21 protein-coding genes and 1 pseudogene are annotated in these 23166 nt (G+C 46.4%); 11 read left to right on the forward strand and 11 right to left on the reverse strand.

Translation table 11 applies throughout. From position 1 onward, the window contains the following. Positions 1-87 precede the first annotated feature (87 nt). Positions 88-1203 carry a sulfate ABC transporter substrate-binding protein gene (locus tag ACZ2XM_RS08080; RefSeq protein WP_490589430.1) on the forward strand — a complete coding sequence of 372 codons (1116 nt, stop codon included), beginning with the start codon at positions 88-90 and terminating at the stop codon, positions 1201-1203. A gap of 153 nt (positions 1204-1356) precedes the next feature. On the opposite strand, the gene ACZ2XM_RS08085 is transcribed toward ACZ2XM_RS08080, so the two are convergent. Further along, positions 1357-1938: a hypothetical protein gene (locus ACZ2XM_RS08085; protein WP_490589429.1), complete on the reverse strand. Its 582-nt coding sequence runs from the start codon at positions 1936-1938 to the stop codon at positions 1357-1359. A 276-nt stretch (positions 1939-2214) separates the two neighbouring features. On the opposite strand from ACZ2XM_RS08085, the gene ACZ2XM_RS08090 reads away from it, so the two are divergent. The 4 genes from ACZ2XM_RS08090 (at position 2215) to ACZ2XM_RS08105 (ending at position 6288) form a co-directional block, all read left to right on the forward strand. Then, positions 2215-3339 (forward strand): sulfate ABC transporter substrate-binding protein, encoded by a 1125-nt coding sequence (locus tag ACZ2XM_RS08090; protein ID WP_490589428.1) that lies wholly within the window; start codon positions 2215-2217, stop codon positions 3337-3339. A gap of 223 nt (positions 3340-3562) precedes the next feature. Further along, complete coding sequence (cysT, locus tag ACZ2XM_RS08095; protein ID WP_490589427.1) at positions 3563-4444, forward strand: sulfate ABC transporter permease subunit CysT; 882 nt, start codon at positions 3563-3565, stop codon at positions 4442-4444. A 54-nt stretch (positions 4445-4498) separates the two neighbouring features. Continuing rightward, positions 4499-5452: a sulfate ABC transporter permease subunit CysW gene (gene cysW, locus ACZ2XM_RS08100; RefSeq protein WP_490589426.1), complete on the forward strand. Its 954-nt coding sequence runs from the start codon at positions 4499-4501 to the stop codon at positions 5450-5452. A 113-nt stretch (positions 5453-5565) separates the two neighbouring features. Continuing rightward, a complete protein-coding gene (locus ACZ2XM_RS08105; protein ID WP_490589425.1) occupies positions 5566-6288 on the forward strand; it encodes a sulfate/molybdate ABC transporter ATP-binding protein in 723 nt (240 codons plus the stop codon). A 97-nt stretch (positions 6289-6385) separates the two neighbouring features. On the opposite strand, the gene ACZ2XM_RS08110 is transcribed toward ACZ2XM_RS08105, so the two are convergent. The 3 genes from ACZ2XM_RS08110 to ACZ2XM_RS08120 form a co-directional block, all read right to left on the reverse strand. Beyond that, positions 6386-8425 carry a bifunctional metallophosphatase/5'-nucleotidase gene (locus ACZ2XM_RS08110; RefSeq protein ID WP_490589424.1) on the reverse strand — a complete coding sequence of 680 codons (2040 nt, stop codon included), beginning with the start codon at positions 8423-8425 and terminating at the stop codon, positions 6386-6388. Positions 8426-8587: 162 nt separating this feature from the next. Then, entirely contained in the window at positions 8588-9499 is a 912-nt protein-coding gene (locus ACZ2XM_RS08115) for a universal stress protein (RefSeq protein WP_490589423.1), read from the reverse strand. 83 nt (positions 9500-9582) lie between these two features. Next, positions 9583-9897: an ArsR/SmtB family transcription factor gene (locus ACZ2XM_RS08120; RefSeq protein ID WP_490589422.1), complete on the reverse strand. Its 315-nt coding sequence runs from the start codon at positions 9895-9897 to the stop codon at positions 9583-9585. A gap of 127 nt (positions 9898-10024) precedes the next feature. Between ACZ2XM_RS08120 and ACZ2XM_RS08125 the strand changes: the two genes are divergently transcribed. The 3 genes from ACZ2XM_RS08125 to arsH all read left to right on the forward strand — a co-directional run bounded on the left by ACZ2XM_RS08125 (position 10025) and on the right by arsH (position 12742). Continuing rightward, positions 10025-11314 carry an arsenic transporter gene (locus ACZ2XM_RS08125; protein ID WP_490589421.1) on the forward strand — a complete coding sequence of 430 codons (1290 nt, stop codon included), beginning with the start codon at positions 10025-10027 and terminating at the stop codon, positions 11312-11314. Between the two features lie 83 nt (positions 11315-11397). Further along, a complete protein-coding gene (locus ACZ2XM_RS08130) occupies positions 11398-11898 on the forward strand; it encodes an arsenate reductase ArsC (protein ID WP_490589420.1) in 501 nt (166 codons plus the stop codon). Between the two features lie 58 nt (positions 11899-11956). Further along, positions 11957-12742 carry an arsenical resistance protein ArsH gene (gene arsH / locus ACZ2XM_RS08135; RefSeq protein ID WP_490589419.1) on the forward strand — a complete coding sequence of 262 codons (786 nt, stop codon included), beginning with the start codon at positions 11957-11959 and terminating at the stop codon, positions 12740-12742. Here arsH and ACZ2XM_RS08140 read toward each other — a convergent pair. The 4 genes and pseudogenes from ACZ2XM_RS08140 to ACZ2XM_RS08155 form a co-directional block, all read right to left on the reverse strand. Further along, positions 12727-13476, reverse strand: a complete 750-nt coding sequence (locus ACZ2XM_RS08140) for a proteasome-type protease (RefSeq protein ID WP_490589418.1) — start codon at positions 13474-13476, stop codon at positions 12727-12729. The genes arsH and ACZ2XM_RS08140 overlap by 16 nt on opposite strands. Before the next feature lie 42 nt (positions 13477-13518). Next, on the reverse strand, positions 13519-14304 hold the full coding sequence (locus tag ACZ2XM_RS08145) for a transglutaminase family protein (RefSeq protein WP_490589417.1): 786 nt from the start codon (positions 14302-14304) through the stop codon (positions 13519-13521). Between the two features lie 90 nt (positions 14305-14394). After that, a complete protein-coding gene (locus ACZ2XM_RS08150; protein WP_490610531.1) occupies positions 14395-15186 on the reverse strand; it encodes an alpha-E domain-containing protein in 792 nt (263 codons plus the stop codon). A gap of 12 nt (positions 15187-15198) precedes the next feature. Next, a pseudogene (locus tag ACZ2XM_RS08155) lies at positions 15199-16719 on the reverse strand (circularly permuted type 2 ATP-grasp protein); the annotation flags it as partial. Between the two features lie 380 nt (positions 16720-17099). On the opposite strand from ACZ2XM_RS08155, the gene ACZ2XM_RS08160 reads away from it, so the two are divergent. Both ACZ2XM_RS08160 and ACZ2XM_RS08165 read left to right on the forward strand, forming a co-directional pair. Continuing rightward, entirely contained in the window at positions 17100-17789 is a 690-nt protein-coding gene (locus tag ACZ2XM_RS08160) for a GDSL-type esterase/lipase family protein (protein WP_490589416.1), read from the forward strand. Between the two features lie 135 nt (positions 17790-17924). Further along, positions 17925-18419, forward strand: coding sequence for a hypothetical protein (locus tag ACZ2XM_RS08165; RefSeq protein ID WP_490589415.1), 495 nt, complete (start codon positions 17925-17927; stop codon positions 18417-18419). Between the two features lie 46 nt (positions 18420-18465). On the opposite strand, the gene ACZ2XM_RS08170 is transcribed toward ACZ2XM_RS08165, so the two are convergent. From ACZ2XM_RS08170 to ACZ2XM_RS08180, 3 genes are all read right to left on the reverse strand, one after another. After that, positions 18466-19869 carry a DHA2 family efflux MFS transporter permease subunit gene (locus ACZ2XM_RS08170; protein WP_490589414.1) on the reverse strand — a complete coding sequence of 468 codons (1404 nt, stop codon included), beginning with the start codon at positions 19867-19869 and terminating at the stop codon, positions 18466-18468. Then, positions 19862-20674 (reverse strand): alpha/beta fold hydrolase, encoded by an 813-nt coding sequence (locus ACZ2XM_RS08175; protein WP_490589413.1) that lies wholly within the window; start codon positions 20672-20674, stop codon positions 19862-19864. Before ACZ2XM_RS08175 ends, ACZ2XM_RS08170 begins: the two co-directional genes overlap by 8 nt. A gap of 105 nt (positions 20675-20779) precedes the next feature. Further along, complete coding sequence (locus ACZ2XM_RS08180; protein WP_490589412.1) at positions 20780-21577, reverse strand: alpha/beta fold hydrolase; 798 nt, start codon at positions 21575-21577, stop codon at positions 20780-20782. Positions 21578-21875: 298 nt separating this feature from the next. Here ACZ2XM_RS08180 and yghU point away from each other — a divergent pair, with 298 nt between their 5' ends. After that, positions 21876-22721 (forward strand): glutathione-dependent disulfide-bond oxidoreductase, encoded by an 846-nt coding sequence (gene yghU / locus ACZ2XM_RS08185; protein ID WP_490589411.1) that lies wholly within the window; start codon positions 21876-21878, stop codon positions 22719-22721. Positions 22722-23166: the final 445 nt, after the last annotated feature.

Consider the following 23166-nt stretch of genomic DNA (forward strand, 5'->3'; position numbering starts at 1 on the left):
ATTTATATCAGTGACTCGCTAAGTACCAGTTTTAAACAGGACTGACTATACTAATAGCAACGTGCGCAAGTGCACTTAGAGGTCATCATGACAGTCAAACAAACCACTATAAATCAATATTCTAAAATTCCTGCCAGTATCACTGTCCGTAATACAAGCACCAGCTTATTGAAAACAGGACTGACTGCCATACTAGCAATGACGGTCTTCATCAGCGGTTGTGATCAGACGGCTGCTGATACGCCTGGTAGCAAGAATATCGGCCTGTTAAACGTCTCCTACGATGTTTCGCGTGACTTTTATAAAGGTTATAACCCTGAGTTTATAAAGAGCTACCAAGCGGCGCATCCAGACAGCCAGATAAAGATAGATCAGTCACATGGCGGCTCTAGTAAGCAAGCGTTATCAGTGGCGAATGGCTTACAGGCCGATGTGGTGACTATGAATCAGCAAACCGACATCGATATCTTGGTGGAAAAAGGCTTGGTGAGTAAGGATTGGCAGCAAAAATTTCCTAATAACGCGGTGCCTTATACCAGTACTATGGTATTTCTAGTCCGTACAGGCAACCCCAAGCACATTGAGGACTGGTCAGATTTAGCGCAGCAAGGGGTAGAGGTGGTTATGCCCAATCCGAAGACCAGCGGTACGGCTCGCTATGCCTTTTTGGGCGCCTATGGCTTTGGATTGCATGCTTTTAATCAGGATAAAACCAAGACTGACACTTATATACGCCAACTGCTCGCCAATGTGGTGACCTATGATAATGGCTCCCGTGCGGCCACTACGACGTTTAGTCAGCGCGGTATGGGGGATGTGTTAATTACTACGGAAAATGAGGCGCAACAAGTCGCCCAGCAGTTTGCTAAGGGTAAAGTCGAAGTTATCTATCCTAGCTATTCTATTCGTATCGATAACCCGGTCGCTGAAGTCAAGACCGTAACGGCTAAAAAAGGCACTAGTGAGGCCGCTCAAGCGTATTTGCACAGCCTTTGGGAGGTGAGTACCCAAGAGCAGATGGCCAAACTGTATTTACGTCCTAGCAATCCAGAGGTGCTCGCTGCCCATGCGCAGCAGTTGCCTAAGATTGCGACTTTTAATCCCACCGAAGTATTTGGTCCATGGTCACAGATAATGGAGACTTTTTTTGGAGAAGGCGGTCAGTTCGATCAATTGGCGAACAGTGACTCGTTAACAAAGTAGCGGTTTTTTATTGACGTTAAAATAACTGGCTTTAAAGTAAATGGTTTTAAGGTGAACAGTTAATCCTTCGCTGCTAATTAACACTATAACTAATAAAAAAGGGTGACCAATCATACCTAGTCACCCTTTTTGCTGCCCGTATTATTCTAATATTTAAGCCTTGTTATTGACCTTATGATACTCGCCAGCCAGCGTCGCCCCGCCTGAGCAATAATAATTTAGGGCATTCTTATCCGTACTATCAATCGTTAGTACCCCCTCTTTAATTTGATAGAACACTAAGCTGTTATCCTCAAGCGTCTGCTGAAAAATAGCGCCATGTACCGTATCTTGACCAACGAAACTGGCGGTACCTTGATAGGTACAAGTGGGTTTTTTGATATCGCTACGAGACTGCACATTAATCATAATTTTTTCAGCACTGTGATTAGTACTGCCAGCAGCACTTTTATCGGCAAGAATATCTACTGTCACCCAATCATAGCCTTCAGCGCGCTTGTCATAATCGCTACTGGCATATTTGCCGATGACCATAGGAATCACTTGCGCGGCGCCGACTTTATCCGTCGATAACGGGGTCGCTTTTGCTGTCGTCTTAGCATCTAAGCCGTTATCTGGCATGACTTGGCAGCCTAACAGACTAAAAGATAAGCCTAGGGTGGCGACAAGGCCTGTTAGACGTACTGGAGTGGTAAGGCGTGAAGCAATTGAGGTTGGCATTAAAGAGTGAGTCACAGCAGGTATCCAAGAAGGTTTTGATTTAGAGAGGTTTATTCTAGCTGTCTTACAGTTAGGCAAGCAAGTCTCTCAAGCAGAGGTAAAAAATGGATTATCCCATAGTCGCCTTGATTGCGCACAATTATTCCATTATTCCTTTTATTCACTACGATACCCTTATTCATCATTAAACATAATAACCAAGCACTGTTAGCATGAGCGCATCCATTAAATAACACTCTTTATACCTTTTTACGTCTGTCCTTATCTACTGCATCTATTTCGAGGTTTACCATGAAAGCATTAACTCTTAAGTCTGCTAGTCCATACGCCAACCGCTATAGCACTTATGCTAAGGCCGTCTCTACCGCAGCACTCGCTATCGCCGCATTAGGTCTTAGCGCCTGTAACAAAGCGCCAGAGGGTGAGCCTGCTGCTACCGGTACTGATACAGCTGCCGCTACCACTGAAGGTCAGGATATCGAGCTATTAAACGTCTCTTATGATGTGGCCCGTGACTTCTATAAAGACTACAACCCTATGTTCGTAGAAAAATATAAAGCTGACCACCCAGGTGCGAATGTCACTATTAAGCAATCACATGGCGGCTCTAGTAAGCAAGCCTTATCGGTAGCGAATGGTCTACAAGCTGACGTAGCAACGATGAACCAAGGGTCTGATATCGAACTGTTACAGAAAAAAGGCTTGGTGGCTGACGATTGGGAAAAGCAATTTCCAGATAATGCAGTACCTTTTACCAGCACCATCGTATTCCTAGTGCGTAAAGACAACCCTAAAGGTATCAACGACTGGCAAGATCTGACCAAACCAGGCGTCGAAATCGTTATGGCCAACCCGAAAGTGACGGGTAATGGTCGCTATGCCTTCTTAGGCGCCTATGGTTATGGATTGCATGCCTTTGATAAGAATGAAGATCAAGCCAAAGGCTATGTTAAAGACATGCTGAAAAACGTCAAAGTTTATGAAAATGGTGGCCGTGCTGCGACGACGACTTTCGTACAACGTGGCATTGGTGATGTGCTAGTGACTTTTGAGAATGAAGCCAACTTAGCCGCGACTCAGTTTGGTAAAGGCCAAGTCGACATCGTTTATCCAAAGTACTCTATCAAGTCTGAAAGCCCAGTAGCTGTTGTGAAAGCCGTTACAGATAAAAAAGGCACTACTGACGCCGCCAAAGCTTATCTTGACTACTTATGGAGCGAGCCTGCTCAACAACTAGCGGCTGATTTATACCTCCGTCCTAGCGTGCCTTCAGTCTTGGCCGCCAACAGTGACAAGTTGCCACCAGTAGATACTTTCCGTCCAAACGATGCCTTCGGTACTTGGGATGAGATCATGAGCACTTACTTCAGCGATGGTGGTGTGTTTGACCAATTAGCTGTGAACAACCCTAAGTAAGCCCTGTTTAAAAAATAAATAGTTAAAGAAATACAGCGTTAAAGTTTTACAGCAATAAAAGAGTAAATGTCCTATTGCCGAGCGACTATTGCCAAGCGATAGGCTATTTACTCTTAGCTTAATGAATACCAACCTGAGCAGGACAAAATTTGTTCGTAAAGCATTTATTAAGCTAAGAGTAGAGCCCAAGTTTATCCATTCCCAATGATGTAATGAGAGCGTAATGAAGCCGTTAGCCGCACCCATCCCCGCAGCTCCCAAACGTAACTGGTTAACCCGCCTGCGTCAACGCAACGTGTTACCAGGCTTTGGCTTGTCTATGGGTATCACTGTCCTGAGCCTATCGCTACTGGTGGTACTACCCTTTGCCATGATGGCGTTTACCACCTCGCAGATGGGATGGGCCGGTTTTTGGGGCACAATTACTCAGCCGCAAGTGACCGCAGCGATCATACTCTCGCTCAAGATGTCCTTTTATGCGATGTTGACCAACATGGTATTCGGCACCTTGGTCGCTTGGGTACTGGTGCGTTACGAATTCTGGGGCAAGTCTATTATCAATGCCTTGGTAGATTTGCCTTTTGCTTTACCGACAGCAGTGACCGGTATTTCACTAGCGACCCTATATGCGCCAAACGGTTTGATAGGGCAGTGGTTCGCCAAGTTTGATATTCAAGTGGCTTTTACGCCGCTAGGGATTTGGCTTGCGTTAGTGGTGGTCAGTTTTCCTTTCATCGTACGGGCAGTGCAGCCGGTATTAGAAGAGCTGTCAGTAGAGTTTGAAGAGGCCGCAGCGGTATTGGGGGCCAGTCGTTTCACCACCTTCCGTACCGTGCTATTGCCCGAGCTGTTACCCGCGCTACTGATGGGTGCAGGTATGATGTTTGCTCGTGCAACTGGGGAATACGGTTCTGTTATTTTTATCGCCGGTAACATCCCTATGCAGTCTGAGATCTTACCGCTGATCATTATCAGTAAGCTTGAGCAATTTGATATCCAAGGCGCTTCAGCAGTAGCTCTATTTATGCTGATGATTTCTTTCGTAATTTTACTAGCAATCAACTTACTGCAATGGCGTCTATCTCGCCGAGTTGGCGCCAAGTAGCGGTTTGTTTAAATAGAAAAATTTGACCTTGTAAAGATAAAATTAGGGCTCCTCATGCAAATCTCCAATAGCTATGACTACCAAAGTAATGCCGCCACCCGCGATACCCCGTGGGTGCGCCGAACCTTCATTACGATTGCCTGTTTATTCATGGTCATTATGTTGGTAGTGCCTTTATTCGCGGTCTTTTATGAGGCGTTTAAAGGCGGTTGGGAGCTGTATATCGCCGCCTTGGTCGATCCAGAAGCGCTATCGGCTATCAAGCTAACGTTGATTACTGCCGGTATTGTGCTGCCTATCAACGTGGTGATGGGACTAGCTATTGCTTGGTTAGTAACGCGCTATAAATTTAAAGGCAAGCAACTCGTTACCACCTTATTAGATTTACCGTTTTCGGTATCGCCCGTAGTGGCCGGTCTGATGTTTGTGATGCTATTTGGCTTAAACTCTACGATTGGCGGTTGGTTAGAGTCGTTGGGCTTCCAAGTTATCTTTGCTGTCCCTGGTATCGTATTGGCCACTTTATTCGTAACCTTCCCATTTATTGCCCGTGAATTGATTCCCTTAATGCAGTCGCAAGGGGATAGTGAGGAGCAGGCAGCATTGACGTTAGGCGCTTCAGGGTGGCAGGTATTTTGGCATGTAACGCTACCGAATATTAAATGGGCCCTGCTATACGGCATGATCTTGACCAATGCCCGCGCGATGGGGGAATTTGGTGCGGTCAGTGTGGTCTCGGGCCATATCCGCGGCGAGACCAATACTATGCCGCTACTGGTTGAGATTGCTTATAACGAGTATAACTTTACCGCCGCGTTTGCTTTATCCAGCTTGCTTGCTGCCTTAGCTTTAGTAACTTTGCTGGTTCAGCAGGTCATGAGTAAGCTGCAAACCCGTAAATATGCGAAGGGCAGTGACCGCTTGGCCATTACCGCACCGGCATTAGTGGTAAGCAAAACGGAACCTAAAGGAGGGCTTGATGCAGCCCAACCACAACCTACTAAATGAGTATCACTCAACGGTTAAGATGAATAGTGGCTGTGAATAAGTAGTATTAATATAAATAGCCTAAGTAATTAAAATCTTATATTCTCAAAAGAAACTAAAAGAGCATACGCAAAATGAGCATAGACATTCAACACGTTCGCAAGACTTTTGGCAATTTTACTGCCCTTGAAGACATCACTTTAAGCGTACCTACGGGCAAGTTAGTCACCTTATTAGGGCCTTCAGGGTGTGGTAAGACGACACTGCTACGTATCATTGCCGGACTTGAGTATGCGGATCAGGGTCAGATACTTTTTGATGGGGTAGACGTCACTAATACTCCGGTACAAAAGCGCCATATCGGTTTTATGTTTCAGCACTATGCCTTGTTCCGTCATAAGACCATTGCGGATAATATTGCCTTTGGTCTGACCTTATTGCCAAAAGACCGTCGTCCGAATAAGCCAGACATCCAAAAGCGAGTAGCGGAGTTGTTAGAATTGGTTCAGCTGCCAAACTTAGCCAATGCTTATCCGCATCAGTTGTCTGGGGGTCAGCGTCAGCGTATCGCCTTGGCTCGTGCCTTGGCGGTAAAACCAAAATTATTGCTGCTCGATGAGCCATTTGGCGCACTCGATGCTAAAGTCCGTAAAGAGTTGCGTACTTGGCTGAAACAGATTCATCACGAGTTGGGTGTAACTAGTATTATGGTGACCCATGATCAGGAAGAGGCGCGGGACGTTTCCGATGAAATCGTGGTTATGAATCATGGGGCTATCGAACAAGTGGGTACGCCAGAGACTCTAATTGCCGAGCCTGCCAGCGAATTTGTCGCAGACTTCTTAGATTTAGTTTGAATCTAAAATTGTTTTCACTAAAAAAGCCCTAAGCTTATGGTTAAGCTTAGGGCTTTTTACGTCTTTAACGTCACATAAAGCCTATTAAGTCATTGTCCTATGGCAACAGTAACTTGCCAGCCGGCGTAATGACCGTCTTATGCGAGTAATTACTACGGGCGGGACGTGATACCGTTGCCAATTTTTCGATATAGTCGATAAAGGACTGTGTATACAGCAGCTTGGTATCTTCTACTTTTGTCTTGTCAGTGAAGATAGGTCCAAGCGTAGTATAACCATCGCGACCTTCCGCAATATAATCATTGGTCACCATGACATAAGTCTTAGTTAAGTCGATGGGAGACCAGGTATTGGTTTGGCGATCGCGCACTTCTAAGTTGCGGACACGATTGCCTTTGGTTTGGCTCAAGTCTAAATCCCAGCGCAGACCAGCAGCATACGGGTGGGAGCCAGATGAGCCATTATTGTCTAGATAATTGGCGATAGCATCCTCAAGGGTGGCTAAGACTTGCTGACCCGTAATATCTAGATTGACCAGCGTATTGCTAAAAGGCAGTACGGTATAAGCATCATCGTAGGTTATCGTGCCAGCCGGGATTGTCTCACGAACGCCGCCACTATTTTGCAGCGCAAAATCTGCACGCAACGCGCCATCTAAAAACCCTTCAGCGACGACTTGGGCAATATCACTACCCCGAGCTGACGCAGCGGTATCTTCGCAGCCAGCGATGTCCGCTGATCGGGTGGTCCCTGGGACTCTTACTAGGCAGAGTGATTCCGTGGCTAGGCCAATTTCTTTAGCTAAATTATCGCTCAGTTGGTCAGTATAGCCTTGCAATATCTTAGCGACCTCAAAGTTTTCGGCAAATGGTAGGATAAGGTCCTTTTGTAATAGGGCTGACATTTGCGCGTTAAGCGTATTGACTAACGCCTGATTGTCAGCACTGTTTAAAGCCACAAAGTCTTCACTATCAGCATCAAAGCGGCTAAAAGTCTCAGCTACGGGAATGATTTGCGAACCCGCACAATCGGCGACATTACCTTGGCCATCAAAACTGATATTCATTAGTCCGACTGCCTTGGTGTATTCCCAAGCTTGACCAATACACACTGGGTTGCCATCTTTATTAGTAATCACCGTTGGGTAGGCACCCTGCGAGCCAAACGTGGACTGAGTCGCGTCATTGGCCCCAGGATTATAATCCTTGCTATAGCGACCAAAATCGCCTAATAGAGTGTGAGAGTCCCCACCAATGATGACATCGACGCCAGTAAGAGCAGCGGCAAGCCGTTGATCATTTTCATAGGTATAGTGAGTCAGCAAGACAATATGCTCAATACCTTGATTGCTCAACTCATTGATATAATTTTGCGCGGTCGTTGTCTCATCTAGGAACTCGGTCGTCGCTAATGGCCGTGATGAGTTTTTGGTCTTGCCCGCAATATCGAGACCGATAATGCCAATCTTAACGCCTTCTTTAGTGGTTTTAATCGTATAAGGTTTGATATAGTCATCGACTTTATTGGGCGCTAGCGGTGTGCCAACTTTGGGTTTCACATTCGCTCCCAATACTGGAGTCTGGCAGCTTCCGCTATTCAATCGATCTAAAAAATGCTTAAGTCCCGCATCCCCTTCATCAAACTCATGATTGCCGAGTGCAAAACCATCAAAACAAACAGCACTCATCATATCCGCGTCAGCATCTCCCTTATAAAAGCTGAAGTAACTGGTCCCAGTCAGGGCATCACCAGCATGCAATTTAAGAAAATTACCATTGCCATATTGGCTTTCTAACTCATCAAAAACGGTCTTAATCCGTGGAAAACCACCGTAAGCGCTACGATAAAGGGTATCGCCGATGACGAAATCGAGCTTCTGTTCAGGCTCTAGGTGAGAGTGTGAGTCGTTAATATGGGCTATTGATAACTCAATCGGGGTAAAGGCTGCCGACTCTTGATGATCATCATCGTCATTACACGCCGTCAAAGTACTGAGCATAGCAAAAGCTAGGGCTGAGAGCGCCAGCTTATTGTGGCTAAACGCATGACCATTGATTTTATGATTAGCTTTGCTTTTAAAGTAGGGGTTATAACTGCGATTAGTATTCTTATTCTGCGAAAATTTATTGAACATCATGATATCCTCACCCGATAGTGCAAAAGCACGAAAATACGTGCAAAAATAGAAAAACTGCACAATCAGTGTGAGGTGATAAAATGACATGGCGATGACTAGGCGGTGTCAAGTTAGTGACACGATGTTAATTCGATTTAGGCCTAATTTTCGATTTAGGCCTAATTAATGTAAGAGCAGGACAGGAACTTGGGTTTGTGCTAGTAACTCAGTGGTCGTACTGCCTACGAAGAACCGCCGCCATTTCGCGTGACCATAAGCCCCGATGATCACCATACTAATATCGTGCTCTCGTTGAAAGGCCGTAAGCGTCTTGACCACATTGTCACTATGTTGCTTACTGCTAAAGATATGCACGCTCACCTCCAATCCTGCCGCTATCAGTTGCCGATGTGCCTCATAAAGACTCTCTTCACGACTTTTAAAATGATTGCCCACCATGACTAGATAGCCTTGGCTACCACGAGACAGGTCACTATCACAAATCGTCTGAACGGCCTTAATAGCGGTCGGACTGCCATCAAAGGCTAACATATAGGAAGTGGGGGTGGTAAAAGCTTTTGAGCAAATCAAGATAGGCTGGCTTATTGCCCGTGCCACACTCTCAATCTGACTGCCGATATTTACATACTCGTGTTGATGGTCGGCACTACGACGTCCCATCACAACGACTCGGGTCTTCGGGGCAAAGTGTTCTATAGCAGGGAGGAGCTTGCCGTGGCGCAGATGTGATCGTATTTCTACTGAATCCCTATAATCTGGGTTATTAGCAATATGGGTCTTGGCATCTTTGACCAGTGCTTCGCCATGTTTGACCGTTAATCGAGCCGTTTCTTCATCTAATCGGGTCAATTCGTAGAGCAGAGACTGCCGACTGTCCATTCCGATGGTGCCGCTCAAATCGTGGCGACTCGACTTGGGGCTATGAACCACATGCAGTAGCGTTATAGACAAGTTGAGCTTTTGGGCACACCAGGCAGCGTAGTCACACACAAATTGCGTAACATGAGAGCCGTCGATACAGGCAAGTACCCACTGATTGGCTGGTTTCACGGTGGTAGTGGAAGTCTTTGGCATAGTCGCTTCCTTTCTAGTCTAGCTCGTAAGTGGGACAGCCTAATCCAATCCTAAGGGTGCTGCGAGCACGGCCAGCAATAGACCTAACAACACTGCAGCGTTAGGTCGCTGGGTAAGCTCAGGCTATCATCGGACTCTATACTTGTGATGACCGTTTGGCACCAGTCGGGCATAGCCGGGTCTAGCTGATACCATATCCAAGTCCCTTTACGCTCACTGCTTAAGATACCCGCCCGCTTTAAATGATTGAGATGACGCGAGACCGTAGGCTGTGGTTGCTCTAGTATCTCAGTCAAATCACAGACACATAAGCTCTCATACTGCCTTAATAATAGGACGAGTTTAAGGCGAGTAGGGTCACTTAAGGCTTTAAAAAAGGGCACAGGCAATGGCTGCATATATTTACTTTTCCGAATATATAAGGTAATCTAGCATTATATTCACTTATATGAATATATGCTGCTGTCTTTCATAGTAGCACATTTAGACAGTCCCATTAACCCCTATAAAAGTCGAGTTCATATAGTGCTGTTAGCCATCATAATTTTCCTATTGACCTTAATATTTGTGATCTGGCAGCCCCGTGGTTTAGGGATAGGGTGGAGCGCCGCTGTGGGTGCTGGACTGGCTTTGTTGACTGGGGTCGTCGATTGGTCTGATATTGCAATCGTTTGGGGTATCGTCTGGAATGCGACTTTTGCCTTCATTGCCATTATTATCATTAGTCTATTATTAGATGAAGCTGGGTTTTTCCGGTGGATAGCGCTGCACGTGACCCAAGCCAGTAAGGGCAGTGGACGGCGTTTGTTTGCCCTTATTGTTTTATTAGGAGCGTTTGTTGCCGCATTTTTTGCTAACGATGGCGCCGCGCTTATTTTGACCCCAATCGTCATTGCTATTTTGGTGACTTTACGGTTCTCGCCAGCGACCACCTTAGCCTTCATCATGGCGGCAGGCTTTATCGCCGATACGGCCAGTTTGCCACTGGTGGTCTCAAACTTAGTCAATATTGTCTCAGCCGACTTCTTTAATGTCAGCTTTGCTCGCTATGCGCAGGTCATGGTACCGGTCAACTTAGTCTCGGTCGCCAGCTCCTTGATAGTGCTGTATTTGTTCTACCGTCGTGATATTCCTACAATCTATAATACCGCTGACGTACCATCTCCTGCCACTGCTATCGTTGATAAAGCAACCTTTATGACCGGTTGGCTCGTACTAATCGGTCTGTTATTTGGTTTCTTCGTCTTAGAGCCCATGGGCGTCCCAATTAGCCTTATTGCTGGTATAGGCGCTGCCGTTCTGAGCATCGTCGCGCTATCACAACGCAAAATTGAGCTCATGCCCGTGGTCAAAGGCGCCCCTTGGCAAGTAGTCATTTTCTCGTTAGGCATGTATTTGGTGGTTTATGGGCTGAAGAATCAGGGCCTGACGGATTATCTCGCCAGCGTGCTAACAGCGTTAAGTGACCAGGGTATGTGGGCAGCGACGTTAGGGACAGGCTTGCTCTCTGCAGGATTGTCTTCAGTAATGAATAATATGCCAACGGTGCTGATTCAGGCACTCGCTATCGACCAAGCGACTACCACACCGCAGACTTTAGAGGCGATGGTCTTTGCGAATGTCATCGGCTCTGACTTAGGACCAAAAATTACCCCCATTGGCTCATTAGCAACCTTGCTATGGCTACACGTGCTCGCCAGCAAAAATATTAAAATTACTTGGGGTTATTATTTTAAGGTCGGCATTATTCTAACTTTGCCTGTATTGCTTGCGACCTTATCCGCACTGGTCATTTGGCTCACGCTGCTGCAGTAATCCACTAACTACTAACTACTGGCATCAGATAGGTTGCCTGCATATAAAACTATAATCCCCTATAACAATGAGACCTTATGATCATGACTAATGCAAACGAACCGCTAAGACCGTTAAATATTCTCTATATCTGTACCCACAACCGTTGCCGTAGTGCCTTATCAGAAACCATTACTAATCAATTGGGTAAGGGGCTATTAGTTGCTAAAAGTGCTGGGAGCCAACCCGCCGGTGCAGTGCATCCATTGACGCTCAAGTACTTAACCCAAGCCGGATATGACATCGCAGGCCTGACCAGCAACTCTTGGCAAGATACGGACTATATGGGTAATTTCAAACCAGACGTTGTGATTACTGTCTGCGATAATGCGGCTGGAGAAAGCTGCCCGTTATGGTTAGGTGCTACGCCAAAACTGCATTGGGGGTTAACCGATCCGTCTAAAGCTACAACGGATGAAGCTACCACTGCGGCTAATTTCCAACAGGCTATCGCTGCCATTGAGCAACGGGTCACAAAATTATTAGCAATTGCTCAATTACCATTAGACCAAAGACTAAAAGCACTAACCGAGCTTACCCAGTGATTTACTAACCCTTTCTTAGCACTGTTCCCAATTACCATTATGTTTTACGAGTGCCTATATGACTAACTTGACCAATAAACCGACTTCCGACACTGATTTAAGCACTACCTCCAACCTGAACACCAGGGCCGACTTCGATACTAGCCTGCCCAATATCAAACCAGAGCTATTTCACGTCCCTGCCAGCGCAGACTTTAAGCAAACCCCCAGTACTCATGCACCACGGATACTGTTGTTATATGGCTCATTACGTACGCGCTCGTATAGCCGCCTCGTGGTAGAAGAATCCGCCAGAATACTGCTAGCAATGGGCTGTGAGGTGAGAATTTATAATCCGACCGGTCTGCCACTAGCCGATTCGGCAGACGAGAGCCATCCTAAAGTACAGGAACTGCGTGAGGCGGTGCAATGGAGCGAAGGTATGGTGTGGTGTTCGCCTGAACGTCATGGCGCAATGACTGGCATCATGAAGACACAAATCGATTGGATTCCGTTATCTATTGGAGCGGTTAGACCGACTCAGGGTAAGACGCTCGCAGTTATGCAAGTGTGCGGCGGCTCGCAATCGTTTAATGCGGTCAATCAATTGCGTATCTTGGGACGTTGGATGCGCATGCTGACCATTCCCAACCAGTCGTCAGTGCCCAAAGCCTTTTTAGAATTCGAAGAAGACGGCCGTATGAAGCCGTCAGGTTATTATCTGCGCATTGTCGATGTGCTGGAGGAGCTAGTGAAATTCACACTGCTGACACGAGACCATAGCGACTACCTAGTTGACCGCTATTCTGAGCGGGTGGAGACGGCTGAGGAATTAATGAATCGGGTGAATCAAAAGTCCTTATAACCCCAATAATCCTCAGGAGACTCTGGCAGCTCAATTAGGATACGGCGCAATCCTTCCGCCCATTGTTGCCGGATAGCATTAAAGTAAGCGTCATACTCATCAACGCGGCGGCTTTGATAGTCGTCAAAGTGGTCATTGTGAAAGATGACCACATCGATGGGCATCCCGACGGATAAGTTAGAGCGAATTGTCGAGTCAAAAGACAACATGAGCGCTTGGGTCGCGTGTTGAATATCGGTCTGGTAATGTACGGAACGGTCTAAGATTGGCTTGCCATATTTACTCTCACCCAGTTGAAAGTAGGGCGTATCTTGGGTGGCGCGAATACAGTTGCCCTCTGGGTATATCATATACAACTCAGGCGTTTGCCCTTTAATCTGACCGCCCAACATAAACGAGCTGTTGAAACTAGTACTGTGGTCATCGGCTACGCTTTGCGCATGCTGCGTCACTTCACGCATACATTCACCCACCATCTGCGCTGCGTCAAATAAAGTGAGTACCGTATGCAGATTTTGCTCGTGGCAATGGTCAATGGCCGTTTGCAATTTGGTAAAGACCGCTTGTGAAGTGGCGAGATTACCTGCCGTTTGTAGCACGATAAAGCGCTCGCCTTTAATACCGTAGCGATATAATTTGCGAAAGGTGGAAATGTGGTCCACCCCGGCATTGGTGCGCGTATCGCTAGCGAATATCATACCTGCCTGTAAACGAATAGCCGCGCAATAAGTCATGAGGGATCCTTGAATGAATAGGGTGTTAATACCTACGTTAAGTTAGGCCAGTCGCGTAACCAATACTTGGCTATAGAGGCTCTCATAGCCGCCGCCCATGCGCACACCACGCACAGGAGCCGCATCAAGATAATCACGGCCAATAGCGACGTAAACATGTGAGCTAGGTCGGAATAATTGGTTAGAGATATCAAAGGTATACCAATAGCCATCCAACCAAGCCTCTGCCCAAGCATGGCTCGCCATATGATTTTCAGTATCGTCGTATAAATAGCCCGAGACATAACGCGCTGGGATTTTTTTATCCCGCAAACAAGCTAAAAACACATGGGAATGGTCTTGGCACACGCCAGCGCCAAGCTCGAATGCTTCTGCTGCTGTAGTCCCCACATGAGTAGCGCCTTTGGTGTAAGGCAGCTGTTCAAGCAGAGCCGCAGCTAGCGCCTGCAGACTCTCTAAACTGACTGCTTTTAGATAAGGCTCAGCAAAGTCGCGCATCGCCTCTGAGCATTGAGTTAGCTCACTGGGGACGGTATACAGTAAGTAGGGGACTTGTGGATTGTCCTCTAGGCGCTCTGTATCTGGATTGATTTCTACGATGCCCGAGGCTTGCATCTGTAAGTTGTTATGCGCCTCATTGCGACTCAAGGTCAGCCACTCGTTGCCAAACCCATCTTTTTGACTCTCGGCCACTTTGGGTAGCATCACATGCCACTCATGAATACTTTGGTGCGGCAGCGTCATGGGCGTCATTCGGATATATTGCACGCTACGCTGGGCCAGCTCATCATAATAATAATTGGTCTGATGACTAATCTGTAATTTCATAGTAACTCCCTACTAATATAAGCATTTGCTAACATACGTAATGTCTAACAGCATGATTTTTTAATTTTAAAAATTCTCTCAACTTTAGCGCTAAACCCCTTGCAATAAAATAATGCTAAATTCACGGCTTAAGAGCTTATAGTCTTGCAGCTGCTTGGAGTTGATAATTTGATGAGTCAGACGAATGAGCTCACGCCAGCGGGTGTTTTCGGGCAGTTGATTGACCCAGTGTTTAAAGTCATGACTGGCTTGGGTGCTGTCTTCATTGAGCAGTAGCGTGCGCTCTAGACGCTCAAAACGGCGCCCCAATTGCCAAAAGCAAGTGACCGTCGGATGCTCTTGTTTCATCGCAGCATTACAGGCATAGAGCTGTAGGGTAGCCGCACGATAAGTCCCAGCACTACCTAGCCGTTTAATCAGGTTATATAGCTCAGCCGTATCCTTACCGATGACCCCTTTGACCTCTTGAGCATTGGACTCAATGGCAGCTAGCACCGCGGGGATACGATTTTCATCGAGATCATGCAGCAAGGCCGTGGTCATGCCAGCCACCGACTGTTCGGGGTCCACGCTAAAGCCTAGATTTAGGATAATATGGCGAATTTGCTCTGCAGTTAATTGCTGCTTTACCAACTGCTTGATGAGATGGTTGTATTGATAAAGTCGCTCGCTGTAGCGTCCTAGCCAGACCAAATGATTGGCGGTGGATAGCAGCAAAATCATTGGGGCCTCAGAGATATTCTCGTAGCCAGACTCTACGGGATGAGCCTGCTCTCTATAGTGCTCATGCCGGGACATAAAGCTATGATCTATTTTGTTAGTTTGTTGGGTATCAGTCGTATCCTCTGCAAGTTGCGGCTGGATACTGTGCTCACCGAGCATGGCCGGATAGCGGTCATCGACCACCCAAGTATCCTTGATGCCGCCCCCTTGAGAGGAGTTCACCACCAGTGAGCCTTCTACCATCGCCACCCTAGTTAGACCGCCTGGTACGATATCTACCGTACCGTCGCCATGACTGAGGATAAAGGGTCGTAAGTCTATATGCCGTGGGGCGATACCGTTTTGCACGGCGGTGGGGTTGGTAGATAAGGCGATAGTGGGTTGCGCAATGTACCCCGATGGATTAGCCAATAGGCACTTACGGTAGTCTGCTATTTCCTGCGGCGTTGAGGTGGGCCCAATCAGCATGCCATAGCCACCCGAACCCTGAGTTTCCTTCACCACTAGGTTGTGCAGATTATCGAGTACATACTCTAGCTCATCAGGTTTGCGGCACTGGTAGGTCTTGATATTAGGCAGGATGGGTTTTTCGCCTAAGTAAAACTCAATCATATCAGGCACAAAAGGATACAGGCTTTTATCATCAGCCACCCCCGTACCCGGCGCATTCACGATGACCACATTGCCAGCCCGATAGGCACTCATTAGCCCGGAGACGCCTAAGATGGAGTCTGAGCGAAAGGCTAAAGGATCAATATAAGGGTCATCAATACGGCGATAGATAATATCGACCTGCACCTTACCGCGAATGGCTTGCATATATACTTTGCTGTTTTCGACAATCAAATCATAGCCGTGCACTAAAGGCACATTCATCTCATGCGCCAAAAAGGCATGCTCGTAATAGGCACTGTTAAAACGCCCTGGGGTTAAAATCACGATTTGTGGGTCATATTTGCTGGTCGCACTGGCCAAACAGGTTTTAAGTCGTTGCGGATAGTCGGAGACATCCAATACGGGCATCTGCTCAAAGATATCAGACAGCAGCATCTCAGAGATACTGCGACTCTCTAACATATAAGAGACCCCAGAAGGCGTACGTAGGTTATCCTCTAGCACACAAAATTGCCCCGTCTCATCGCGAATCAAGTCAATACCGCTAATATGCGAGTAGATGGGCTTATCTAAGTTAATACCCATCATCCACGGCTCATAGCAGCCACTGGCATAGACGTAAGTGTCGGGTACAATTCCCGCCTTCATAATAGCCTGCTCATGATAGATGTCATGGATAAAGGCGTTGAGCGCTTTAATACGCTGTTTACACCCTGCTTCTATATGCTGCCATTCTTTTAAAGAGATGATGCGGGGAATAATGTCGAAGGGAATCATGCGCTCGATGTTCTTAGCATCGCTGTATACCGTAAAAGTGACGCCTTTACGATAAAAAATATCTGCAGCTTGCTCATTGAGCTGATTGAGATTGTCTTGATGGGTGCTGTCTAGCCAGCGTCCTACCGACTGAGCAACAGGGCGAAACTGCCCATCTTGTTGGCGCAGCTCATCAAAGCTGTCTCGTCTTGGCGAATTGACAGGGTTTTTCTCAGCAGGCTGACTTTGGACTGGCTGTTTGGTGCTGGTCTTCGACTGGTTGTGTGATTGATTTTGTGTTTGAGAAGAGGTTTTAGTCATAATATTTCCCGTCCTTGGGCTAAGCGCTAATAAATTGAGCAATTGTACAGTTAGCGGTATGCATACCATCCTATGGCTAATACATATCAGTCATTAAAATATACTCTTTTTCACCCCCTATAAACAACAGTGGTTGATGGGTAAATTGTTATGGATATTACTTTTGTCAGGCTTAGGTGTGCCAGCAAGGCTGCATAGATTTACAACATTATCGTAGCGAGCTTTATGATAGGGTAATAGAAAGTACTGAAATTAGTCGATAACCGATTGATTAATTTATTATTTGTGGGTTTTCTTATGGCGCACCATGCTGATATTGGCAGCGTCTCATTTTCTGATACCCACCTGAGACATCCTTGATTTTTATAAGGAACGCTATCATGCCACGCCTATCCAAAAACACCCCAACCTATTTTCAACGTATTGCTACTGTTCTTAAGCGCTTACCGACCTTTATCGTTAGCAGTTTGCTAGCATTAAGTACAATAGTCGTTATGGGCTGTAGTAATGCGCCCACTGAGCAGATTTTACCCGCCGGCAGTAACGTCGTAGCATTGGGAGACTCATTGACTTATGGATATGGGGCTACCCCGGAGAACGCCTATCCTAACGTCCTAGCAGATTTGAGTGATTGGCAAGTGGCCAACGCAGGTATTAACGGCAATACGTCACGCGATGTGCTGGCACGCGTAGATGGAGTTATCCTGCAGCATCCAGATTTAGTCTTACTGGGGGTAGGCGGTAATGATGTGCTACAACGGGTCCAGCCAGCGACCACTAGTGAAAATATCACCGCCATCATCAGCAAATTAAAAGCTGCTGATATTCAGGTCGTCCTGATAGCTCAGCCTTACTTTAGCGCCAGTGCCTTATTGGGTAAGGCCAGCGATAATCCGCTCTATAAAGACATTGCCAAAGCTGAGAAAGTGCCGCTATATTCTGATGGCTGGTCCAAAGTACTATCGAATGACCGCTTAAAGTCAGATCAAATCCACGCCAATCCAGCCGGTTATCAAGAGTTTGCCAAGGGCTTGTTTGTTTATTTACAGAATGAGGGGTTAGCGCGCTAGCTACTTTATCAAAGCTACCTTTATTCATTTAGAGTTAGTTAATGAGGTCGCTGCAATGAGGCGCCTTGAATGAGACTAATGCCTAGGCGGTGTATTATGCAAAAGCTGCTATTAATAAAATTCATAATGCGACGGGTGATTTTATCAGTGCTACTGGCCACTATACCGCTCACCGCCAGTATGGCCGATGGCGCTCCTACTCATAACAGCTTTTCTAATAACCAAGTGGCTAATAATCATTCTGCGGCTACCAACTCGGCTAGTAATCCCAAGCTCACCACTATCAAAGCCATGTATACCGCTTCAAGTGAGCAAGAATTAGGCTCAGAAGTCTTGTTGGCAGATTATAGTAGCGGGGCATTGAAGCAAGCTTTGGCGCTAGAACGCCAGGTGGCGGAAACGGGTATGGTGTGTGGGTCTGGCGGGGATATTATGTGGCAATCGCAAGATACGGACTTTCAAGAGCCAGTGACGTTTGCCATAGATACAGAGGATAGGGTAGTCGTGCAGCTGTCCGACCGCGACACTTTGTCTTATGTGCTGACCTGTGCAGACGAGGGTTGTCTCATAGAAGATATCTATGATTTTGGCGGCTCGGTCAAAGAGATGTTATTGGCGGACTGCCAGTAGCCCACCGTCATTAGCAAAAGCAAAAGCAAAAGCAAAAGTTTAAAAGTTAATATAACCCTTTACCATCCTCAGGCTGTAAACGTAAGAAGTATAACCCCGCTAAAATCGTAATAATGCCCATCACCCAATACGTTGATTGAAACGCTGCGAGGGTATCCATTTCTACCCGTTCCGTTAAGATATTCAACACGGCAGCACCAAAAGCAATACCAAAACTAATCGCTAACTGCTGATTCACCGCCATGAGACTGTTACCACTACTGGTCTGCGTGCCCTGCAAATCGCCAATGGTAATCGTATTCATCGCACTAAATTGCATCGAGTTACACGCGCCCATAAAGGTGAGCAGCGGGATAAACCAATACCACGGTACTGAGGCATCAAACTGTGCCAATAGGATGATTAAAAACCCTATCAAGGTCGTATTTACCACCAACACTTTACGGTAGCTAAAGCGCTGGATAATTTTGCTAACCCACGGTTTGACCCCAATAGCCCCCACGGCAATCGGGGCTAATAACCAACCGGCCTCTGAAGGCGAGTACTTAAATTGAACTTGTAGTAATAAGGGTAATAGGTAAGGAACGGCACTAATCCCTAGGCGAGTGAGTAAGTTGCCCACGATGCCGATACGGAAAGTACGGATATCAAATAAGGATAAGGGGAATAATGGCTTATCCGCACGGCGCGCATGCCAAACGTAACCTGCCAGCAAAGCGAACGACGCAACCGTTAATACAATAGAGCCAAAATAACTGCCCGGTTGCGAGGCTTGTTCTACAGCTAAGCTCAATAAACAGGCCGCTGCAGCGAATAGAACAAAACCTAACCAGTCTAGCCGGCCTACGGTCTCTCTTAAGTCGGGGACTAACTTCATACCCAGATACAAGCCTACTAAGCCCATAGGAATATTAATCAAAAATATCCAATGCCAACTGGTATATTCCACCAGATAGCCGCCTAACAAGGGGCCGATTAAGGGCGCTACTAGAGCGGGAATCACCGCAAAATTCATCACCGTGAGCAGCTGATTACGGGGATACGATTTGACTAATATCAGCCGCGCTACTGGCGTCATCATCGCCCCGCCTAATGCTTGAATAATGCGCGCGCCAATGAGGAATTGTAGATTGGGTGATACTGCACATAGTACTGAGCCGACACAGAAGATGACAATAGCGGAGAGGAAGGTCTTACGCGTCCCATATTTATCAGCTAGAAACCCACTGATGGGGATAAATATCGCTAGGGTTAATGCATAACTAATCACTGCCCATTGCATCTTGAGCGGAGATTCGCCCAAGGCAATAGCCATTTGTGGTAGCGCCGTGTTGAGGATAGTGGCATCCAAAATCTGCATAAACAGAGCCACGGCCAGCACGTAGGGCAAGTATTTCGCTTGGATTGGAGAGAGGAGTGAAGCGGGGGCAGTAGCGGTTGGATTAGTCACGTTTTCTTAGTTGCTCATCAAGGTGTTGGACAATAATGTCAGGGTCTTTGATCCACGCTCCGTGTGGATTGCCTTTTATATGTTTGGGTAGTTTGACAGAAATCAAGGTCGAGTCGGCACACAGTTTGGCAAGATTTTGCGTAGATTTGTAAGGGGCATAGTCATCGCCCTCGATGTAGAAGTAGATGCCCTGACCTTTGCCCGCTTTTTTACTCGCCTGCAGATCAGCTTGGATAAAATCATAGCGTCCGGTCAATGCCGTATGGCACCAATCTGTCATCATGCCCTTAGTCTCACGATCGCCAAACTTAATCTTATAGCCGGGGAAGTAGCCATAGAGCGCAATCATAGGCTTAAACACAGCTACGGCACGGAGAATATTTAACTTGCCAGCCCCTGACCAATTTTTATAGTGCAGGTTGCCCGTAGCGACCCCAATCACCGGCACGTCATGCAGCACACTATAAATCGTTGCCATATGACCGCCCAAGCTATGCCCGAAGAGATAGGTCTTGTCATGCTCCGATAGAGCTAGCAGTTGCGGAATAAAGTCATCGACAATATCTTGGTAGTTATAATCGACGCTTTTATTAACCTGTGGGGTATTCTCACCGCAGCAAGGATAGTCGGCTGCGATAACGCTATAACCCTTAGCGGTTAATTCTGCAAACAACTTACTGTATTTACGCAGTGGCACGCCAATAGCGGTTAAAAACACTAGGGTGGTCTGTTGGTCATCAGCCGGTAAGGGCTTATGAGTGTGCACGTTTACTGTATATTGGCCTTTAAATTTGAAAGTCGTCATTGTCTCATCCTCCATGATGGTTGTTATTCTTATCGTAATGGTTATCGTCGTTAATAAGTCGTAAGTTATTTATTTAAGATATCGGCTTGTTTAAAATCTCAGGGTTTAAGACGCCAACTTGCGTAAGTGTTGGTCAATATGCTCGACAATAAAGTCAGGGTCTTTAATCCAAACCCCATGCGGGTTGCCTTTTAAATGCTGGGGTAACTTGACTGAGATCAGCTCAGACTCTTTACAAAGCGCAGCCAAGTGCTTGACGGCAGGGTAAGGGGAGTAGTTGTCACCTTTGATATGAATAAAGAATCCGCGACCCTTGTCCATATTCCCTTTGATAAAATCAAACTCTCCGGTCTTAATGATATGGCACCAGTTGTTCATTAGCCCACGAGCTTCTTTATCGCCAAAGCCGACTTTATAGCCGGGGAAATAACCGTAAAGCATGGTTAAGGGTTTAAACACGGTTAATACTTGCAGCATCTTGAGCCGCTCTAAGCCGCGCCAGTTTTTAAAATGGATGTTGCCGGTAGCGACGCCAATAGCCGGGATACCGGTTAGCGTACTATAGAGGGTCGCCATCTGACCCCCTAAGCTATGACCAATCAAGTAGGTTTCCTTATGCGGTGCAAAACTGACCAATTGCGGCATGAAATCATCCATAAGATCTTGGTAGTTATAAGTGATACGGCGGCTAACATGGGGGGTATTCTCCCCGCAGCAAGGATAATCCGCGGAGACTACGGTAAAGCCCTTAGCGGTTAAAGCGGCAAATAGCGTGGTATATTTTTCTAAGCGTACCCCAGTGGCGGCCATAAATACCAAGCTCTTCTGTTGGTCGGTATCAGGAGCTGGCGAGTGAATCTGTACGTTGACAGCGTATTTATTTTTGAAGGTAAAGGCGGGCATTAAAAGTATCTTCCATGAAAAATAGGCAATAGCGATGCCCTGATTGTAGCGGAATTTGCCTAGAGGACGAGGAATTCATCTATTTTTTTGGGGACGGTAAGGTCACGTGCCGTTAGTAGTAGACTCCAATAACCTTACCTTATCCTTATATTTGAATGGTTGCCGTTGCTATACAGTCGTTAGCAAATCGTTAATGGTTAACACCCCTATAGCAAGGTAAGATAGTTAGCCTATTAAATAAATAATTCTATAAATACATATATATAAATACATACCTAAAGCCTAAAAGGACCTTTCTATGAATAATGCCACTAATAACAACTCTGCTGACCAGAATGAAGCCTACACGCCACCCAAGGTCTGGTCTTTAGAGGCTGTTGGTAAAGACAACGGGGGCAAATTTGCCAGTGGCAACCGCCCGACGGCTGGCGAGCGCCATGAGCAAAAACTGCCAGTAGGTGATAAGCCCTTCCAATTGTATTCACTCAACACGCCTAATGGGGTTAAAGTAAATATTATCTTAGAAGAGTTGGCAGAATTGGGCATTAAAGAGGCGGCCTATGATGCGTATAAAATTGACATCATGGAAAATGACCAGTTTGGTTCAGACTTAGTGGCCATTAACCCCAACTCTAAGATTCCAGCATTAGTGGATCATTCTGGCGAGACACCTATCAAACTGTTTGAGTCGGGCGCTATCTTAATGTACTTGGCAGAGAAGTTTGACCAGTTTATTCCCAAGCAACCCGGACAACAACGGGCTGATTGTCTCTCATGGGTGATGTGGCAGATGGGCAGTGCGCCGTATCTAGGGGGCGGCTTTGGTCATTTTTATGCCTATGCACCGTATCCGATGCAATATCCAATTGACCGCTTTACCATGGAAGTTAAGCGTCAATTAGACGTCTTAGACCAGCATTTAGCGGACCATGAGTATATGACTGGCGACGGCGAAGACAATTACACCATCGCTGATATCATTATCTGGGCTTGGTATGGGCAGTTGGCATTGGGCAAACTCTATGAGGCCGCTGAATTTTTAGACGTGGCCAGTTATACAAACGTGCGCCGCTGGGCCGAGCAGATAAGCCAGCGTCCTGCAGTACAGCGTGCGGTAGACTTAGAGCTTAAGCCGATTAAGTAAGTGACAATTTGAGTAAGTGACAATCTGTTATAAAGTTAGCCTGAGTTTCTAGGAGCTCAGGCTTAAACGGCGCGTAAGTTGGCATCAACGGCTGATAGCAAAAATAAAGTTGAAACTATTTAAACATTTATTATTAGCTGTGCTATACTGCGCGCCTTGCTGATTGATAACATCGCCTGCAATTGACGTCTGGAGTAGACACCTATTCAAATTGTTGCCGATGATTTTGCTGTTAGCTGTTCATTCAACGCTACTATTATGCGCTGATACTACAGCCTACACTCACGGTAACAACCACCAAAATACGTCACTGACCTTGTACATTGGATGTACAGATCATTCGACGCTTATCTGTGTTGTGCCTTTATTCATTATAATTTTATAAATATTTACGTGTCAGCGACGTAAGCTTTTATATGCCCGAATACTAAGTATTCTAAAGGAC

This window comes from Psychrobacter sp. CoH-33_TS_01 (assembly GCF_058189395.1).

Coding starts and splice junctions, on each gene's coding strand:
- ACZ2XM_RS08145 (WP_490589417.1), bottom strand. CDS start 14,304: ATGAAATTACAGATTAGTCATCAGACCAATTATTATTATGATGAGCTG.
- ACZ2XM_RS08175 (WP_490589413.1), bottom strand. CDS start 20,674: ATGACGACTTTCAAATTTAAAGGCCAATATACAGTAAACGTGCACACT.
- ACZ2XM_RS08090 (WP_490589428.1), top strand. CDS start 2,215: ATGAAAGCATTAACTCTTAAGTCTGCTAGTCCATACGCCAACCGCTAT.
- ACZ2XM_RS08140 (WP_490589418.1), bottom strand. CDS start 13,476: ATGACTTATTGCGCGGCTATTCGTTTACAGGCAGGTATGATATTCGCT.
- ACZ2XM_RS08105 (WP_490589425.1), top strand. CDS start 5,566: ATGAGCATAGACATTCAACACGTTCGCAAGACTTTTGGCAATTTTACT.
- ACZ2XM_RS08150 (WP_490610531.1), bottom strand. CDS start 15,186: ATGCTCGGTGAGCACAGTATCCAGCCGCAACTTGCAGAGGATACGACT.
- ACZ2XM_RS08130 (WP_490589420.1), top strand. CDS start 11,398: ATGACTAATGCAAACGAACCGCTAAGACCGTTAAATATTCTCTATATC.
- ACZ2XM_RS08115 (WP_490589423.1), bottom strand. CDS start 9,499: ATGCCAAAGACTTCCACTACCACCGTGAAACCAGCCAATCAGTGGGTA.
- cysT (WP_490589427.1), top strand. CDS start 3,563: ATGAAGCCGTTAGCCGCACCCATCCCCGCAGCTCCCAAACGTAACTGG.
- ACZ2XM_RS08120 (WP_490589422.1), bottom strand. CDS start 9,897: ATGCAGCCATTGCCTGTGCCCTTTTTTAAAGCCTTAAGTGACCCTACT.
- ACZ2XM_RS08110 (WP_490589424.1), bottom strand. CDS start 8,425: ATGATGTTCAATAAATTTTCGCAGAATAAGAATACTAATCGCAGTTAT.
- arsH (WP_490589419.1), top strand. CDS start 11,957: ATGACTAACTTGACCAATAAACCGACTTCCGACACTGATTTAAGCACT.
- ACZ2XM_RS08160 (WP_490589416.1), top strand. CDS start 17,100: ATGCCACGCCTATCCAAAAACACCCCAACCTATTTTCAACGTATTGCT.
- ACZ2XM_RS08080 (WP_490589430.1), top strand. CDS start 88: ATGACAGTCAAACAAACCACTATAAATCAATATTCTAAAATTCCTGCC.
- yghU (WP_490589411.1), top strand. CDS start 21,876: ATGAATAATGCCACTAATAACAACTCTGCTGACCAGAATGAAGCCTAC.
- ACZ2XM_RS08180 (WP_490589412.1), bottom strand. CDS start 21,577: ATGCCCGCCTTTACCTTCAAAAATAAATACGCTGTCAACGTACAGATT.
- cysW (WP_490589426.1), top strand. CDS start 4,499: ATGCAAATCTCCAATAGCTATGACTACCAAAGTAATGCCGCCACCCGC.